At 56.7% G+C, this 17931-nt stretch carries 14 protein-coding genes; all 14 read right to left on the bottom strand.

What is annotated here, in order from left to right:
- Positions 1-51: 51 nt before the first annotated feature.
- Positions 52-642 carry a TetR/AcrR family transcriptional regulator gene (locus EHV15_RS00165; RefSeq protein ID WP_128629497.1) on the bottom strand — a complete coding sequence of 197 codons (591 nt, stop codon included), beginning with the start codon at positions 640-642 and terminating at the stop codon, positions 52-54.
- A gap of 83 nt (positions 643-725) precedes the next feature.
- On the bottom strand, positions 726-1667 hold the full coding sequence (locus tag EHV15_RS00170) for an RluA family pseudouridine synthase (RefSeq protein WP_128629498.1): 942 nt from the start codon (positions 1665-1667) through the stop codon (positions 726-728).
- Positions 1664-2965, bottom strand: a complete 1302-nt coding sequence (hemL, locus tag EHV15_RS00175; protein WP_128629499.1) for a glutamate-1-semialdehyde 2,1-aminomutase — start codon at positions 2963-2965, stop codon at positions 1664-1666. The genes EHV15_RS00170 and hemL overlap by 4 nt, the downstream gene beginning before the upstream one ends.
- A gap of 62 nt (positions 2966-3027) precedes the next feature.
- Positions 3028-4032 carry a porphobilinogen synthase gene (gene hemB / locus EHV15_RS00180; RefSeq protein WP_128629500.1) on the bottom strand — a complete coding sequence of 335 codons (1005 nt, stop codon included), beginning with the start codon at positions 4030-4032 and terminating at the stop codon, positions 3028-3030.
- A 958-nt stretch (positions 4033-4990) separates the two neighbouring features.
- Positions 4991-6535 carry a uroporphyrinogen-III C-methyltransferase gene (gene cobA / locus EHV15_RS00185; protein ID WP_128629501.1) on the bottom strand — a complete coding sequence of 515 codons (1545 nt, stop codon included), beginning with the start codon at positions 6533-6535 and terminating at the stop codon, positions 4991-4993.
- 6 nt (positions 6536-6541) lie between these two features.
- Positions 6542-7537 carry a hydroxymethylbilane synthase gene (hemC, locus tag EHV15_RS00190; protein ID WP_128629502.1) on the bottom strand — a complete coding sequence of 332 codons (996 nt, stop codon included), beginning with the start codon at positions 7535-7537 and terminating at the stop codon, positions 6542-6544.
- Positions 7534-8190: a precorrin-2 dehydrogenase/sirohydrochlorin ferrochelatase family protein gene (locus tag EHV15_RS00195; RefSeq protein ID WP_128629503.1), complete on the bottom strand. Its 657-nt coding sequence runs from the start codon at positions 8188-8190 to the stop codon at positions 7534-7536. Before EHV15_RS00195 ends, hemC begins: the two co-directional genes overlap by 4 nt.
- Positions 8191-8354: 164 nt before the next feature.
- Positions 8355-9749 (bottom strand): glutamyl-tRNA reductase, encoded by a 1395-nt coding sequence (gene hemA, locus EHV15_RS00200; protein WP_128629504.1) that lies wholly within the window; start codon positions 9747-9749, stop codon positions 8355-8357.
- A gap of 206 nt (positions 9750-9955) precedes the next feature.
- Positions 9956-10354 (bottom strand): adenosylmethionine decarboxylase, encoded by a 399-nt coding sequence (gene speD, locus EHV15_RS00205; protein WP_128629505.1) that lies wholly within the window; start codon positions 10352-10354, stop codon positions 9956-9958.
- Between the two features lie 324 nt (positions 10355-10678).
- Positions 10679-11266 carry a non-ribosomal peptide synthetase module gene (locus EHV15_RS00210; RefSeq protein WP_128629506.1) on the bottom strand — a complete coding sequence of 196 codons (588 nt, stop codon included), beginning with the start codon at positions 11264-11266 and terminating at the stop codon, positions 10679-10681.
- A 172-nt stretch (positions 11267-11438) separates the two neighbouring features.
- Positions 11439-12035, bottom strand: coding sequence for a ribosome biogenesis GTP-binding protein YihA/YsxC (yihA, locus tag EHV15_RS00215; protein WP_036620467.1), 597 nt, complete (start codon positions 12033-12035; stop codon positions 11439-11441).
- Positions 12036-12120: 85 nt separating this feature from the next.
- A complete protein-coding gene (lon, locus tag EHV15_RS00220) occupies positions 12121-14457 on the bottom strand; it encodes an endopeptidase La (RefSeq protein WP_128629507.1) in 2337 nt (778 codons plus the stop codon).
- 137 nt (positions 14458-14594) lie between these two features.
- A complete protein-coding gene (gene lonB / locus EHV15_RS00225; protein ID WP_128629508.1) occupies positions 14595-16313 on the bottom strand; it encodes an ATP-dependent protease LonB in 1719 nt (572 codons plus the stop codon).
- 480 nt (positions 16314-16793) lie between these two features.
- Entirely contained in the window at positions 16794-17915 is a 1122-nt protein-coding gene (gene ispG, locus EHV15_RS00230) for a flavodoxin-dependent (E)-4-hydroxy-3-methylbut-2-enyl-diphosphate synthase (protein ID WP_128629509.1), read from the bottom strand.
- Positions 17916-17931: the final 16 nt, after the last annotated feature.

Below are 17931 nucleotides of genomic sequence, written 5' to 3' on the forward strand. Positions count from 1 at the left end.
TCCTCTCCATTTTACTTACTAAGTACTCACTCAATAATATAGTTAAAAAAATTAACCCAAGATCTTTAAAAACTGCTGGACAGTCGTATGAATATAACTCTCTCTTGTCTCTTCGTTCCGGGTAAACCGGTCATACAGCAGGAAATACATGACCATAGCCGTTTGGATGTTTCTTACCGCCAAACGCAGTTCTTCTTCATTCAAGGCGGTACGGTCTTTTAACAGAAAATACAGCGGTTTGAGCCCCTCTTCAATCAGGCTGACAAGATATTCCCGGATTTGCGGTTTGCGCTGGGCCTCTCCGAAGAACATTACGATCAGGTCGGTCTTCTCATTCAGCCTGTGCAGGAGTTGTCCGAAGTATTTCGTCAGCAGCGATTCGAGCGGCACATCGGGATCCGTCTGATCGGCGGCGTCTCTAAGGGACGGTATCAGCGAATGCTTGTCGACGACAGCCCACAGCAGCTCTTCCTTCGATTTGAAATAGTGATAAATCAATCCGTCCGTAGTTCCCGCTTCCTTGGCGATATCCTTCGTCGTGCTTGCATCGAAGCCTTTTGCGGAAAAAACTTTTAAAGCGGAATCGATTAATCTGTTTTTTGTTTCCAGACCTTTTTGCTGCCGTAAATTGAGTTTCTCCATTTGTTTCACCACTTCATTTCACTTAATGATTACTTAGTAAGTTTAAATCAAACACTTTTGCTTGTCAATAAAAAAAGCTGCGGCTAGCGAAGCTTCGCACGCAGCTTTTGCAGCGCATCGGGCCAGGGATCTTCAACGGCCACGGTCTCTCCCGTGAGCGGATCGGGAAAGGCCAGGCGTTCCCCGTGCAGCGCCTGGTGCGGCAAGTGCGCCGCGCTTCCTCCGTACAGCGTATCGCCGATAAGCGGATGTCCCGCGGCGCTGAGGTGAACGCGGATTTGATGCGTTCGTCCCGTCTCCAGCGTAAGCCGGACCAGACTGGCGTCATGAGGCGGGTACACCTCGACGAGCTCCACCCGGGTCAGCGCCGGCTTGCCGGTTGGGGAAACCCGGCGCCGCTGATTGTGGTGGCGGTCCCGGCCGATCGGCTGATCGATCACCTGTAGCTCGGGGCTGACGATGCCGTGGACGAAAGCGATATACGTCCGCCCGATCACCTTGCGGCTCATCGCCTCGTCCAGTTTGAGCTGGGCGTATTCGTTTTTGGCGAACAGCACCGGCCCGGACGTGAAATCGTCCAGGCGGTGGATATGCGCGGCTGCCACCGCTTCTCCGCGGCCGGCGTACAGCGCCGCGACCATATTGGCTAATGTGGCCTGCGGGGCCCCCGGTTTCGCAGCCGCACCAGCTCCGCTGCCGTCCGGATGGACTTTGACCCCGGCCGGCTTATGTACAACTAGGCTAAAATCGTCCTCATACAAAATCGCAAGCTGCTCCGCTTCCGCTTCTATCGGAGCGAATCCGGACTCCCTCGGCGGAAACACCCGCAAGCGCAGCCGATCCCCGGCCAGCTTGACGCCGCCTTCGGCGTGCAGCCGCCGCAGCAGCTTGGGGGGAGCGCTGTAGCTCCCCTCAAGCCAGGCGAGGGCGGCGGCAAGCCGGTCCTGCCCTTCGGCCGGCGGCAGTTTGCCGGGCATCAGCTCCAGCCACTCGCCCCGGCGCACAGCGGAAATCCGCGCGCTCACAGCTTTTGCAGCGCGCGGCGGTGCGCTTCGATCGTCCGCTCGATATCCTCGTCGGTATGCACGCCGGATACGAACATGCCTTCAAACTGCGAAGGCGCCACATTGATCCCTTCCTCCACCAGCGCGGTGAAATAACGGCGGAACAGATCGAGGTCGCTGCTTTTGGCCGTTTCGTAGTTAACCACTTGCCGGTCCGTGAAAAACGGGCAGACCATCGAGCCCACGCGATTGATTGTGCACGGAATGCCGCGCTCTTTGGCGTTTCGCTCAAATCCGTCCGCCAGCTTGGCGGAAAGCCGCTCCAGCCGCTCGTACACCTCCGGCGTCAGCAGCGACAGCGTTGTGTAACCGGCGGCCATCGCCAGCGGGTTGCCGCTCAGCGTGCCGGCCTGATAAATCGGACCCGTCGGGGCGATTTGCTCCATGATTTCGCGTTTGCCGCCGTAGGCGCCGACCGGCAGGCCGCCGCCGATCACCTTGCCGAGGCAGGTCAAATCCGGCGTGATGCCAAACCGCCCCTGGGCGCAGTTCATATGGACGCGGAAGCCCGTCATGACCTCGTCAAAAATCAGCAGGCTGCCGTACTGCGCCGTGATTTTACGCAGCCCTTCCAGGAAGCCGGGCTGCGGCGGTACGACGCCCATGTTGCCGGCAACCGGCTCCACGATCACCCCGGCGATTTCTTCGCCGAAACGCTCGAAAGCCAGCTTCACCGATTCCAGGTCGTTATACGGCACCGCAATCGTGTTCGCGGCCACGCCTTCCGGCACGCCGGGACTGTCCGGCAAACCAAGCGTCGCCACGCCGGACCCCGCCTTGATCAGCAGGCTGTCGGCATGGCCGTGGTAGGAGCCTTCGAATTTCATGATTCTGCTGCGTCCGGTATAGCCGCGGGCCAGCCGGATCGCGCTCATCGTCGCTTCCGTGCCCGAATTGACCATGCGCACGACGTCGATCGAAGGCACGCGTTCCGCGACCAGCTTGGCCATCTCCGTTTCCAGCAATGTAGGCGCCCCGAAGCTCGTCCCTTTCGCCGCCGTCTCCTGCAGCGCTTTAACGACCTCCGGGTGCGCGTGCCCCATAATCAGCGGGCCCCAGGACCCCACATAGTCGATAAAGCTGTTCCCATCGATATCGTACACGCGGGAACCGATCCCGTGGTCGATGTACATCGGCGTCAAGCCAACTGATTTAAATGCCCGCACCGGGCTGTTGACGCCGCCGGGCAGCACCTTTTTCGCCTCTTCAAAAGCCTTCCGGGACCGTTCCTCGCCCCGCCGTCCGATCGTGTGATTCATACCGAATCCCCTCCTATGGATCTTATCTTCCTAACCATTCATCCATCCGAAAATACATCCGGTTAACGTTTCTCCCGCAACCACCGCGCCATATCTTTGGCAAAATAAGTGATAATGATGTCCGCGCCGGCCCGTTTCATCCCGAGCAGCGTCTCCGTGACGATCGCGCGTTCGTCGATCCAGCCTTTTTGCGCGGCCGCTTTCACCATCGAATATTCGCCGCTGACGTTGTAGGCCACCAACGGCAGATCAAATTGATCCCGCAGCATGCGCAACACGTCCATAAACGCCAACGCCGGTTTGACCATCAGCATGTCCGCGCCTTCCAGCACGTCCGATTCCGCCTCGCGCAGCGCTTCCCGCGCATTGGCCGGATCCATTTGATACGATTTGCGGTCGCCGAACTGCGGCGCGGAATCGGCCGCTTCCCGGAACGGCCCGTAAAAAGCCGAAGCGTATTTGACGGAATACGACATGATCGGCACATGGGTGAAGCCCGCTTCATCGAGTCCCGTACGGATCGCCTGCACGAATCCGTCCATCATATTGGACGGGGCGATGATGTCCGCGCCCGCCTTTGCTTGCGAAACCGCCGTTTTCACGAGCAGTTCCAGCGACTCGTCGTTCAGCACGTCCCCGCATACATGACCGTCCCGTTCGTAGGTGTGCACCATCCCGCAATGGCCGTGATCGGTAAATTCGCAAAGACAGGTATCGGCGACGACGAGCAGATCCGGGTAACGTTTTTTAATCACCCGCGTAGCCTCCTGCACGATGCCGTTATCGACAAAGGCGGAAGTACCCACGGCGTCCTTCGTTTCCGGAATGCCGAACAGCAGCACCGCCGGAATGCCCAGATCAACGATCTCCTTGACTTCTTCCTCCAGCGTATCCAGCGAGAAATGAAACACGCCGGGCATGGAAGGAATCTCGTTTTTCACGCCGCTGCCGTACGTCACGAAAATCGGCTGAATAAAATCGTCCACCGTCAGCACCGTCTCGCGCACCATCCCGCGAATGGCCGCCGATTGCCGCAAACGGCGATGTCTTACAAATGGATAGTTCATCACATTAACCTCCTGTATTAAAACGGGAGCCTATCCCGTCAGTGCATTAAAAGCTGTATTTGAACAAAAGAATCGGCCGGTCTTTGAACCTAGCCCGGACCGGAGCGCCTTTTTTCTGCGGAATCTTAAGAACTGGAGCGCTCCACAAAACGATTCTAACGGTTGCCACAAACGCTATTTGTTCCAGAAACGTTGATTTCAAACTCTAACGGTTGCCATAGTGCTTATTTCACTTAAAACCGGCTATTTTGGCCCAGATTAAGGCAAATAACGTCGCTCACAACCGTTAGAATTTAGAAAAGAGCTTTTTTCGTAAAATAGCAGCTGTTACAACCGTTAGATTTCCGGCAAACCCAGTTCTGGCTCGAAAACCTGAACTTTTAGGTCCGATCTGCCGTTGCACCAGCCATCGAGCGCATACAGCCCGATCAATCACCGGACTGGCTGGACTGGCTGTTTTCACATGCTCCCTGATCATCCACCTTACTAGTAGAATGATCCGGAAATAATATGGCTTATCTACGGACAGGGGCCATGGATCACTTGTGCTCAGTATCGTCCCCATAAAATAGAGGAACTTTAGGGTCTTATTTTCCGAATTTAAGCCTATTCATCACCATAGGGGAACTTTTGGGTCTTATTCTTCGATGAGCAGGTCGAAAGGCGGCCTTTCGCTACTAAATCGTAAAAATAGCGCCATAAAATTCCTCTATTTCACGCAACATGGGGGATATCGCTGAAATAGCGCCCTTTTTTTCCTTTATGTTGTTACCCGAAATCTTCAATAGACTAATTTTGCCGTTTTCTCAAGTCTTCACTTGCCATCTTGCTAACGTTATTTCCAGAATCGTCTACTAACCGTTAACCGCACGCTTCCTGATCATCCACCTTACTGACGATTACCACATGTTCCCCGATCCTCCGCCATCATGACCGGCCGGTCGCTTCGTGCCGGCCGCTAGACCGAGGCGCCCCGCTCTTTCCAATCGCAAAGGGCCTCGATCAGGCTGGGGATCGTCGCCTCCTTGGCCAGGATTGACACGCGCAGCCCCGCTTCCTCCGCCGTGTGCGCGGTGACCGGCCCGATGCAGGCGATCTCCGCGCCCCGCAGCGCCGCCACCGGATCGGCTACGCCCATGCCCGACAGCGCGGCCAAAAGATGGGTCACCGTCGAGGAGCTGGTGAAAGTCACGGCATGTATACGGCCCTTCTCCAGCAGTTTGAGCAGCTCTTCGTCCTTTTCGCCGGCCGGGACCGTCTCATACATGACCGCCTCGGTGACGGCCAGCCCTTGATCGCGCAACGCCTCCGGCAGCCACGCCCGGGCAAGATCCCCACGCGGCAGCAGCACGCTTTGGCCGGGCACAAGCTCCGGGCCGTACGCTTCCAACAGGCCTTCGGCCTGAAACCGGCCCGGCAACTCCTCGGCAGCGATGCCGCGCTCGCGCAGCGCCGCCAGCGTGACCGGCCCTACGGCAGCAATACGCGCCTTATGCAGCGCACGAATGTCTTTTCCCAGTCTCTCCAGGTGCTTGAAGAAATAGTCGACGCCGTTGACACTGGTGAAAAACGCCCAGTCGTACGTCTCCAGGCGGCTTAGCGCCTCGTCCGTCCGTTCCAGCGCCGCGCCTCTCGGCATCGAGATCTCGATGACCGGGAACTCGTACGGCTCGCCGCCCAACTCCTCGATGCCGCGAACGAGATCGCTCGCCTGGGTACGGGAGCGCGTCACCAAAATGCGCTTGCCGAACAAGGGCATGGACTCCGCCCACAAGAGCTGCTCGCGCTGGTTCACCACCTCGCCGACGACGATCACGGCCGGCGGCTTGAAGCCGGCGTCAAGCACCTTGTGCTCGATGTCGGCCAGCGTCCCGGTCAGCGTCTCCTGCTCCGCCCGGGTTCCCCAACGCACCAGTGCTACTGGCGTTTCCGGCGGACGCCCGTAAGCGATCAGCTGTTTGCTGATATAGCCGATATTCGCCACGCCCATCATAAACACAAGCGTGCCCGTGGCATTCGTCACCTTTTCCCAGTTGATGGACAAATCCAGCTTATCAGGACTTTCGTGGCCGGTGATGATCGATACGGAGGAAGCCAGATCGCGGTGGGTAACCGGGATGCCGGCATATGCTGGAACGGATATCGCCGCGGTGATGCCCGGCACGATTTCGTACGGAATCCCGTGCTTGCGCAGCAGTTCGGCCTCCTCGCCTCCCCGGCCGAATATGGTCGGGTCTCCGCCCTTAAGGCGCACCACGGTTTTTCCCGCCAGAGCCAAATCGACCAGCAGCCGGCTGATGTCCTCCTGCTTCATCGTATGCCGGTCGGTGCGTTTGCCGACGTAAATTTTCTCGGCTCCCGGCTTTGCTTTTCTCAAAAGGCTTGGATTGGCCAGACGGTCATATACGATGACATCGCCCTTTTCGATGCAATCCAGCCCCTTTAGCGTAATCAACCGCGCATCCCCCGGGCCGGCACCAACCAAATATACTCTCCCCGCCATGTCCATTCACTCCTTGGCTTCCTTTAGTAACGCGTCCGCCCCTTGGGCCAGCAGCAGCTCGGCAATTTGCTCGCCCAAGGCCACCGGATCTTTCCCTACGGCGCTCTCCTTCAAAATGACCCGGCCGTCCGGCGAGCCAACCATGCCGGTCAGCCTGATCCGCGAAGCGTGGGCGGAGCCCGCCTCACCGCCGCTCGCGCCGCCTTCTTCCGGCGCTTGTCCGCCCGCCCGCTCCAAAGTCGCGTATGCGCCGATCGGCACCTGGCAGCCGCCGTTCAGCATGGCGAGAAAACGGCGCTCCGCCGCCACGGTAAGCGCGGTATCCGGGTCGTTATACAAAGATAACAGCTCCCGCAGCTCGGCATCGTTCTCCCGGCATTCGATCCCGAGCGCGCCTTGGCCGACCGCCGGCAAACAGACATCCGCGGACAGGTAAGCCGTGATCCGGTCCTCCCAGCCCATCCGCTGCAGGCCCGCCGCCGCCAAAATAATCGCGTCGAACCCTTCCTCCTCAAGCTTGCGCAGGCGGGAATCGATATTTCCCCGAACCGGCTCCAGCACAAGATCCGGCCGGCAGGACAGCAGTTGGCTGGAGCGGCGCAAGCTGCTCGTGCCGACGCGCGCGCCCTGCGGCAGCTCGTTCAAATCAAGGCCGCTGCGGGAAATGAGCGCGTCCCGCGGGTCCTTCCGCAGCGGTACGCCCCCGTTGATCAACCCTTCCGGAAGCACGGACGGCATATCCTTCATGCTGTGAACCGCCATATCGATTTCCCCGTCCAGCATCGCCTGTTCGATTTCCTTGACGAACAACCCCTTGCCGCCGATTTTGGACAAGGTCACATCGAGGATCCGGTCGCCTTTGGTGACGATTTTTTTGATCTCGAACTCAAAAGGAATTCCGTGCGCCCGGCATAGTTCCTTCAAATCGTCGATCACCTGTGCCGTTTGCTTCAAAGCCAGCTGGCTTTGCCTTGTTCCTACCACAATCGTACGCTTCGTCATTCCCTATACCTCCGTTGTTCTTCTTCGATCCAGGCCGCGATCTCCGCTTCGCTCCACGGCGTGAAGCCGCCTTGCCGGATCGACGGCAAAATATCCAGCTCTCCCAGCCTGGCCAACAGCCGTTTGCGCTGCTCTTTATCTTCCACCTGCTCCTTGACCCGAGTCCGGGCCAAGCTTAGAAATTCGACATACCGTTCATATGTATCGCCAAAACGCCGGTCGATCTCGCGGCATAATTCCCGGGCCGCCGCAGGCCCCGCTCCGGAGGTAGACACCCCGATCACCAGCTTTCCGCGGCGGACGACGCTGGGGGTGATGAAACTTCCCCGCGCTCCGTCGGCGGTATCGTTCACTGGAATCCCCAGCGTTTCCGCCTCCTTCACGATCCCAGCGTTCACCTGCCGGGAATCGGTGGCCGCAAACACGAGGAACGCCCCTTTCAGGTCCCCTTCCCGATACTCGCGCGCCAACCAATCAATGCTCCCTTCCCGAACGCCATCCTCAAGCCAGGCCTTCACGCTGGGGCTAATCACCGTGACGGCCGCCCCGGCCTCCGCCAAAGCGGCCGCTTTGCGCGCGGCAACAGTACCCCCGCCGACGATCACGCAGCGGCGGCCTTCCAAATTCAACATGACGGGCACATAATGCGGCATCGTTATCCACTCCCGGACAATTGGTTCATCACGTTAATAGCATACCATATAAAAAAACCCCGCGCCTCCCGCTTTCCTTCGAATTCCACAGCCATGCAATTCGAGAAATCAAGCAGAGGGCTCAGGGCATTCCCCAGGGCCGTTTCTCTTTCTTAATTCAAATGTTAAACCGACACCTTTGCCAAAGGAAGTTCGGTTTCGCGCTCAAAAGGCGCTTCGGTTGGCACGCCATCTTGGATTTCGAGGGAAGCGACGCTTTCCTCTCCCGACGGCGCGGCCGCATCCGCTTCCAGATACTTCTCAAGCGCAAAGATCTGCGTAAACATCTCCAGCGCTTCAGCGCCCTGATTCTCGCCGGCCAGCTCCTTAATCCGGTTGATCGGATCATGCATCATCTGGTTTAAGATGCTTTTGGTCAGGCGCCGGATCACCTTGCGTTGGCGCTCATCCAGCTCAGGCAGCTTATTAAACATACTGTCCAGCGTGCTTTCATGGATATGGGCCGCCTTTTCCTGCAGGGCGCGGATCACCGGTTTGACGCCAAGCGTTTGCAGCCAGTTCGCAAACACCTGCATATCCTCTTCGATCATCTTATCGATTTTCACCGCTTCGGCCCGGCGCATCTCCAAGTTGTTCTCCACGATACCCTCCAGATCGTCGATATCATACAAAAACACATTCTCAAGCTCACCGATCTCCGGCTCGATATCCCGCGGCACCGCGATATCGATCATAAAGAGCGGGCGGTCCGGGCGCCGCTTCATGCTGCGCGCGACCTGCGCCGACGTGATCACGTATCCTTCCGCTCCGGTGGAGCTGATCAGGATATCCACGTCCGCCAGCCGCTCCATCGCCTCCTGCATCGTGCACGGCGTGCCGTCAAACTTGGCGGCGAGCTCCTGGGCGCGGGCATAGGTCCGGTTGGCGACGAGGACCTCCTCCGCTCCGCCCCCGCTTAAGTGCTTCGCGGTCAGCTCGCTCATTTTGCCGGCGCCGAGGATCAGCACCCGCTTGCCGCTAAAGCTGCCGAAGATCCGTTTGCCCAGCTCCACCGCCGCATAGCTGATGGAAACGGCGCTTTCGCCGATGGCGGTTTCCGAATGGGCGCGTTTCCCAAGCGTCACGGCTTGCTTAAAGAGCATGTTGAACCAGGTCCCCGTTCCCTTCTCGCGCTGCGACAGCAAAAACGCGCTTTTAACCTGACCAAGGATCTGCGTTTCGCCCAGCACCATCGAATCGAGGCCGCAGGCGACCCGGAAAAGATGGCGTACCGCTTGTTCATCCTCATACATATATAAATGGCGGGTAAATTCTTCACGCGGAACCCCAAACCAGCGTTCCATAAAGCTGCGGATAAAATACCCGCACATGTGCAGACGATCGACTACCACATAAATTTCCGTCCGATTGCAGGTCGCGATAATAACGCCTTCCAATACACTTTTGGTGCGTAAGAGCTCCTGCAGCGCTTGCGGCATGTCTTTCTCCGCGAAGGAGAAGCGTTCTCTGACTTCCACAGGCGCCGTGCGATAGTTTAACCCGACTACGACAACGTGCATTGCAAGTTCACCTGCCTCCTTATTAGATGTCTAATCACCAACTGTAAACAAACTATGTTAATTATATCACAGAGGACGTCCATAACTCGTTCGTTTCCGTGAGTTTTTTATGAATTATTTATGAAGTCGGCGATAACAAAACAAATAACCATGGAATTGTTCCATGGTTATCTTATTTTTCCCATATTTCCAAAATCTATGATGGATTACGCAAATTCCGCTTTTTTGGACGGCGAATCTTCGACTTCCAGTTCGCCCAGCCCGCGAACCAGTTGCTTCGCGTAAATTTTCTCCGGTTGCAAAACGGACACCAGGTAATCGACGGCCAACCCGGGATCCACCATTTCTCCGCAAGTATAGCAATCAATGGCGGCAAACCCTCTCTCAGGATACGTATGGATCGAGAGGTGGCTCTCCGACAGCATCACAAGCACCGTAGCGCCTTGTGGTTCGAACTGTCTCGATTGCATGGACAGCACCGTGGCTCCGCAAGCTTCGGCGGCTTCCACCAAATGAGCTTCGAGGAGATCCGCATTGTTCAGTACATCGAAGTCGACTCCCCAAACATCAGCAGCAACGTGTCTTCCGAAAGTTGAATGTTCCATCTTCCGGTTCCCCCTTCCTAGGAATAAAATGTTTGAAAAAATTTCATCCGCTAGGACCTACGTCATTCACTTCCCGAGGGAAAAATCTCTCGCAACATCTCCATGTCCTGAGTGAATCCTGGTTCCTATATTCTTTTCAACGAGATTAAAAATAACATCTCTCGGGGACAAATGCAACCTTTTTTTAAAAAAAGCGCTGCATCCCCCTTCCGCCTTTACCTGAAAAAAGCTACCCATCAGGTTGGGTAGCTTTCCCTAATACTTTATGCCGTTTTCAGACCAAGGGTGACTTTCACTTTCCGCCTTTCCGGCGCTCCGGAAAATTTAAGCCTCGAGCACGAACAATCTCCGGGAACAATTCCGCAATTCCGCGTCGATCCGCTCCACTTCCCCGGCGTCCTGCGCGATAAAGCGGGCGTCAAGCAAAGCGTTGATGTTCTTGCGGATTCGGCCGATCTCGATCTCCGCCTCATTGCTGCGGTAGATGCGTGTCAGTTCTCCCACCGTATCTTTGAGTTCAAAAACAAGCTTGTAGGAATCCCGGGAATATTCGACGATTTTGCGAACCCGGCCTTCCTGATAATAATACATCATCATGAATCCATTATAAATTCTCGTTACCATGCCGCTGCCTTTGAAAGCCGCGAACAGCAGTCTCATCACGTTCGTGAGATGGGGTTGTTCCAAGCGGAAAGACAATTCACAGACGTAATATCCGTCTTTACGGTCAAAAGGCAGATGCACTTCCTCCCCGCCGTCATCCTCCAGCACCACCTCTTGCCCGCCGTTATCGAGCACCTTCACCCGCTGGCGTACATGAGGATCGTACACTTTGTGAATAAACTGCGACATCTGAACTTCCGACAAACGCAAACTGGCGTTAACATACTCTGTGGCTAACCGCTGAGCCATACAAATCTCCTCAATTCTTTTACAATCGCTTTATCATAATTATACACTACGATCAAAAGCATTTGCTCAGCGATCAAAACGTGAATTCACGCCATTTTTCAGAAAAAACCGGATTCAGCCGTTTTTAACCGTAAAAATCCCGCTTCATGCTCACTTTCCTGCGGAAACTGCTTCAAATCCCTTCCATATCCGTTGATTTGTTGATCAGCCCCCACAGCTCATCCTTCCCGATGCCTTCCTCCGAAGAGAACAGGATGACGGGATCTCCGGCCCGCAGGACCAGCGCTTCCTTAATGATTTTCAAATGCTTCGGCCAGCGCGTTTTCGGCACCTTGTCCGCCTTGGTGGCCACGACGCAAACCGGAAGCTCATACGCCTTCAGCCAATCGTACATCAGTTCGTCGTCCTTGGAAGGCGGATGCCTTAGATCGACGATCAGGATCACGAGCTTCAGCGTTTCCCGCTCCATTAAATACTTTTCGATCATTTTGCCCCAGGCTTCACGCTGCGATTTCGATACTTTGGCGTAACCGTAACCGGGGACGTCCACGAAATAGAGCTGGTCGTTGATGCGGTAGTAATTCAAATGCTGCGTTTTTCCGGGAGTCGAACTCGTGCGGGCCAAATTTTTGCGGCCTATCATGCGGTTGATCAAAGATGATTTGCCGACATTGGAACGCCCTGCCAGAGCGATTTCCGGCAAGGCGTCGTCGGGATATTGGTTTGGACCCACGGCACTGATCACAAATTCAGCTTTCGTAACTTTCATCGTTCCAAATCCTCTCTACAAGCGCGGTTATAAGCTGTGGATTAAATCTATAATCCAGGATCTCAACCCAGCATCTTAAGCCGCGTTAATGCACTTCGGGATGTTCCACGAGCGCGTGCTCAAGCACCTGATCCATATGGGACACCGGCACGAACTCGACCTCCTCCTTGACGCTTTCGGGGATGTCGCGCAGATCGCGCTCGTTGTCTTTGGGGAGCAGGATTTTCCGGTAGCCGGCCCGGTGGGCGGCCAGCGATTTCTCCTTCAGTCCCCCGATCGGCAGCACGCGGCCGCGCAGCGTTATTTCCCCGGTCATAGCCACGTCCTTCGAGACGTGACGGTTCGTCAACGCGGAAATGAGCGCTGTGGCGATCGTAATCCCGGCCGACGGTCCGTCTTTGGGAATCGCGCCTTCGGGAATATGGATATGGATATCGTTTTTCTCGTGAAAATCAAGCGGGATGCCAAGCTCGGCCGCTCTCGAACGGGTATAGCTGAACGCGGCCTGCGCCGACTCCTTCATGACATCGCCCAGCTTGCCGGTCAAGGTCAGCTTGCCGCTGCCCGGAACGACCGTGACTTCGATCATCAGCGTTTCCCCGCCGACCTCCGTCCAGGCCAGCCCGGTGACCGTTCCGATCTGGTCCTCCAGCTCGGCAACGCCGTAGCGGTATTTCGGCACGCCCAAGTAATCCTTGATCTCCTCGGGTCCGATCGCGATCTTCTCCTTGCTGTCGGACACGATTTGCTTGGCCGCTTTGCGGCAGAGCGCCGCAACCTGCTGCTCAAGACCCCGCACACCCGATTCGCGCGTGTATTCGCGGATCGTCCGCAGCAGCGCGTCCTCCCCGATTTCCAGCTGTTCCGGCGCAAGACCGTGCTCCTTCTTCTGCTTCGGCAGCAGGTAGCGGGTAGCGATCTGCAGCTTCTCCAGCTCCGTATAACCCGGAATGAACAGCATCTCCATCCGGTCCAGCAGCGGGCGTGGAATGTTGTGTACCGCATTGGCCGTCGTAATAAACATCACGTTCGACAAATCGAACGGCACTTCGATAAAATGATCGCTGAACGTATTGTTCTGCTCGGGATCAAGCACTTCCAGCAGCGCCGCGGAAGGATCGCCGCGGAAATCGGAGGCCATCTTGTCGATCTCGTCGAGCAGGAACACCGGATTCAGCGTCCCCGCCGTCTTCATGCCCTGAATAATGCGCCCCGGCATGGCGCCGACATACGTGCGCCGGTGGCCGCGGATCTCCGCTTCGTCGCGCACGCCGCCGAGCGAAATGCGGACGAATTCCCGGCCGAGCGAGCGGGCGATCGAACGGGCCAGCGAGGTTTTGCCCACCCCGGGCGGCCCGACGAGGCAAAGGATGGGGCCTTTGAGCTTTTTGACCAGCTTTTGCACGGCCAGATACTCCAGCACCCGCTCCTTCGGCTTATCCAGCCCGTAATGATCATCGTTCAGCACCTGTTCAGCTTTGACCAGATCCAGGTCGTCTTCCGTTTTTTTATGCCACGGCAGACTTAACAGCCAATCGACGTAATTGCGGATAACGCCGCCCTCCGCCGAGCTTGCGGGCATTTTCTCCAGCCGGTCGATTTCCTTCTCGACCTTTTCCTTGACCTTGTCCGGAAGCTGATTCTCTTCCATTTGCGCGCGCAGTTCCTCCGCCTCTCCGGCCCGGCCTTCTTTCTCGCCAAGCTCCTTCTGGATCGCTTTCATCTGCTCGCGCAAGTAGTATTCCTTCTGCGTCTTCTCCATCTGCTTCTTGACGCGTTGGCTGATCTTCCGCTCCAGTTCAAGCACTTCGCGCTCATTATTCAAAATGTCCAGCAGCTTCTCCAGCCGTTTCCGGACATCGATCGTTTCCAAAATCTCTTGCTTGTCCTTGATCTTCAAGGACAGGTGGCTGGTGATCACGTCGGCGAGGCGCCCCGCCTCTTCGATATCCGATACCGCGGCAAGCGTCTCCGGCGTGACCTTCTTGGACAGATTGATATAATGTTCAAATTGGGTCAAAACCGTGCGCATCAGCGCGTCGATTTCCGGATCGACCGTTTCTTCCTCCGGACGCTCCTTGGCGATAACCTCGTAATATTCATCATTATCCAGGTATTCGATAATTTCGGCGCGCTCCATCCCTTCCACCAACACCCGAATCGTGCCGTTGGGCAGCTTCAGCATTTGGCGGACTTTCGCAACAGTCCCGATACGAAAAATATCTTCCTGAGTCGGTTCTTCAATGTTCACTTCGGATTGAGAACAGAGGAGAATCAAGTTATCTTCGACCATCGCTTTTTCCAGAGCTTTTACGGATTTCTCGCGGCCCACGTCCAAATGCAGCACCATGCTCGGGTAGACGAGAAGGCCGCGTAAGGGAAGCAAAGGAAAGCGCCGGCCTTTTGATTTATGCGGTCCCATCGCTTATGCACCTCCAAACGTTCTCGTTAGATATCATTGCTATTTTAGCAAATGTTACATAAAAACACCAATGAGGAGCGGCCGCTTAAGAAGCAGCCGCCCCCCGCGGGCCATTCCCGGCAAGCCGTGAACGGCTCCTACATCGTGCCGCCCTGCGATGGAGATTCCGCATGCAAAAACGGCGCGGGCGCTGGAGTCGGGGCGAACAGCTCTCCCCCGGTCGACAGGTCCAGATTTTTCTCGGCTTCTGGACCGAACACATGGCGGAACACCTCGGCCACCGTCTCGACGGGGATGACGCGCAAGCCTTCCAGTCCCTCGAACAGCGACTGCCAGTTGTCCTTCGGGATCAGCACGGTCGTCGCCCCCGCCTGGAACGCCGCTTCCACTTTGGCCACGACGCCGCCGACAGGCTTCACTTTGCCGTGGATGCCCAGTTCGCCGGTCATGGCGATCTGATGGTTCACCGGCACCCGCTTGATCGCCGAAGCGATCGCGGTAGCGATGGCGAGGCCCGCGGACGGTCCGTCGATCGGCGTTCCGCCCGGAAAGTTAATATGAAGATCGTAATTGGAAGGGTGCAGGCCCATTCGCTGCAGAACGGTCAACACGTTCTCCACCGATCCCTTGGCCATGCTCTTCCGGCGCAGCGTGCGGCTGCCCCCGCCGATTTCCTCTTCGTCCACCACGCCGGTGATATTGTAGATGCCCCGCCCTTTTTCCGCCGGCACCGCCGTCGCTTCGATCTCCAGCAGCGTTCCCATATTCGCGCCGTACACGGCCAGCCCGTTGACGACGCCGATTTCCGAACGCTCGGGAATTTTGCGGTCCGGCCGGGGCGCAAGCTGGCTGCTGGTAGCGACCCACTCCAGATCCGAAGCGAGCAGGTGGTCGCGTTTTTCCGTCAAGGCAAGTCCGGCCGCAAGCTGCACCATATTGACGGCTTCCCGGCCGTTGGTCGCGTACTTTTTAATGACGTCCACGGCCTCGGGACAAGGCTGAAAGCCGATTCGCCCCACCGCGTCTTCGGCGATCCGGGCGATTTCCTCCGGCAGCAGCGGACGAAAGTAGATTTCCATGCAGCGTGAACGCAGGGCCGCCGGAATTTCTTGCGGCGATCTTGTCGTTGCCCCAACCAAGCGGAAATCCGCAGGCAGCCCGTTTTGAAAAATATCGTGAATATACGCCGGCGTGTTCGTATCTTCCGAATTGTAATAAGCGCTCTCAAGGTACACCTTGCGGTCCTCCAGCACTTTGAGCAGCTTGTTCATCTGGATGGAATGCAGTTCGCCGATCTCGTCGATGAACAAAATCCCGCCGTGCGATTTCGTCACGGCCCCCGGCTTCGGCTGGGGTATGCCGGCGACGCCCATCGCCCCGGCCCCTTGATAAATCGGGTCGTGCACCGACCCGATCAGCGGATCGGCGATGCCCCGTTCGTCAAACCGCGCGATCGTCGCGTCGATTTCCACAAATTTAGCGTCGGACTTAAACGGGGACACCGGATTTTTTTTCGCTTCTTCCATCACGACGCGCGCCGCCGCCGTTTTGCCCACGCCCGGCGGACCGTAAATGATGACATGCTGCGGGTTGGCACTGCACAGCGCGGCTTTTAATGCGCGCAGCCCGTCCTTTTGCCCGACGATATCGTTCATCGAGGCCGGGCGCGTTCGCTCCGCCAGCGGCTTGGTGAGCGAAATGGCCCGCAGCTTACGCAGCTTCTCCATCTCCTTCCGCGATTCCCGGTCCACCGCCACCCGGTTTCCTTTCTGGCTGCGCAGCTGGTTCCAGAAATAGAGGCCGATTACGACGGCAAAAAACATTTGAACGGACATCAGGATGAGATTTAAATCCATGACGAACGCCTCCCTCACTTTTAACTGATACTTGGTAGTATAGCCTTTTCGCACCAACGTAAAACGAGGTTTTTGCGGATAGTTTGGAAAAAAAACGGTCTATATATTAAGAAAAACGCCTGACGGCGTCCTTTAGCGGCTCTCACTTCTACTTGGACGCTGCTCTAACGGACACCAGCGACCTTATCCCCCCATTTCCCGGGTATTTCCCAGCCTAACGGACACACACGACCCTATTTCGCTCTAAACCCGTTCATCCAGGCCGATTTGAGGTAAATAAGGTCATCTGTGTCCGTTACATTTTGTAAACCTCCGTTTTTTCGCAAATAACGGCTCTGGTGTCCCTTAGCCCCCAGATTCCTCTTCTCCCTCCTCTCTACCTGCGCATCGCCCTCTACCATGACCGAAATTTATTAAATTCGAGAATGTCAAAAAAAAACCGCAAGCCGCCTTGTCGTCGGCAGCTTGCGGTTCAACTAGTTAAGCTTTCACGTGGGCGCGGTGTTCTTTGCGTCCGGGAATTTCTCCGGTCGCTTCGTACACTTCCACAATGTGGTCGATTTCTTTTTTCAATTCATTAAGCAGTTCGGCTTCCGGCACCTTGCGGATCATTTCACCGTAACGGAACAAAAGGCCTTCGCCCCGGGCGCCGGCGATGCCGATGTCGGCTTCCCGCGCTTCACCTGGTCCGTTAACCGCGCAGCCGAGCACGGACACCTTGATCGGAACCTTCAGGTTCGCGATGTACGCCTCTACTTCGTTGGCGATGGAAAACAGATCGATATCCAGCCGGCCGCAGGTCGGGCAGGACACCAATGTAGCCGCATTGGTGATCAGACCGAACGTTTTGAGCAGTTCGCGGGCGACCTTCACTTCCTCCACCGGATCGGCGCTCAGCGAAATGCGCAGCGTCGAGCCGATGCCCATTGACAGCAGCGCGCCGATGCCGGCCGCGCTCTTCACGGTCCCCGAAAACAGCGTTCCGGCTTCCGTAATCCCCAAATGCAGCGGATAAGGAATCACTTCCGCCGCTTTCGAATAAGCCGCGATCGCCATCGGAACGTCGGAAGCTTTCAGCGACACGATGATGTCGTGGAAGTCCAATTCCTCCAGGATGCCGATATGGAACAAGGCGCTTTCCACCATCGCTTCCGGCGTCGGATAACCGTATTTCTCCAGCAGGTGGTTCTCCAGCGACCCGGCGTTGACGCCGATTCGAATGGGGATCCCCCGCTCCTTACAGGCCTTGACAACGGCTTCCACTTTCTCGCGGCGTCCGATGTTGCCCGGATTGATCCGCACCTTGTCGATGCCATTCTCGATCGCCATAAGGGCCAGCTTATAGTTGAAATGGATGTCGGCGACGAGCGGGATGTGGATTTGCTTCTTGATTTCCTTGATCGCCGCAGCCGCTTCCTCATTATTCACCGTCACGCGCACCAGTTGGCAGCCCGCTTCCTCCAAACGAAGAATCTCGGCTACCGTGGCGGCCACATCCGCCGTTTTGGTGGTGCACATGCTTTGGATGATGACTTCGTTGCTGCCGCCGATCGTCAGATTTCCGACTTTGACCGGCCGCGTATCTTGTCTCAAGAATGTCATTTCAGGTCTCTCCCAG

It is taken from the genome of Paenibacillus oralis, from assembly GCF_003863965.1.
Taxonomy (GTDB): domain Bacteria; phylum Bacillota; class Bacilli; order Paenibacillales; family Paenibacillaceae; genus Fontibacillus; species Fontibacillus oralis.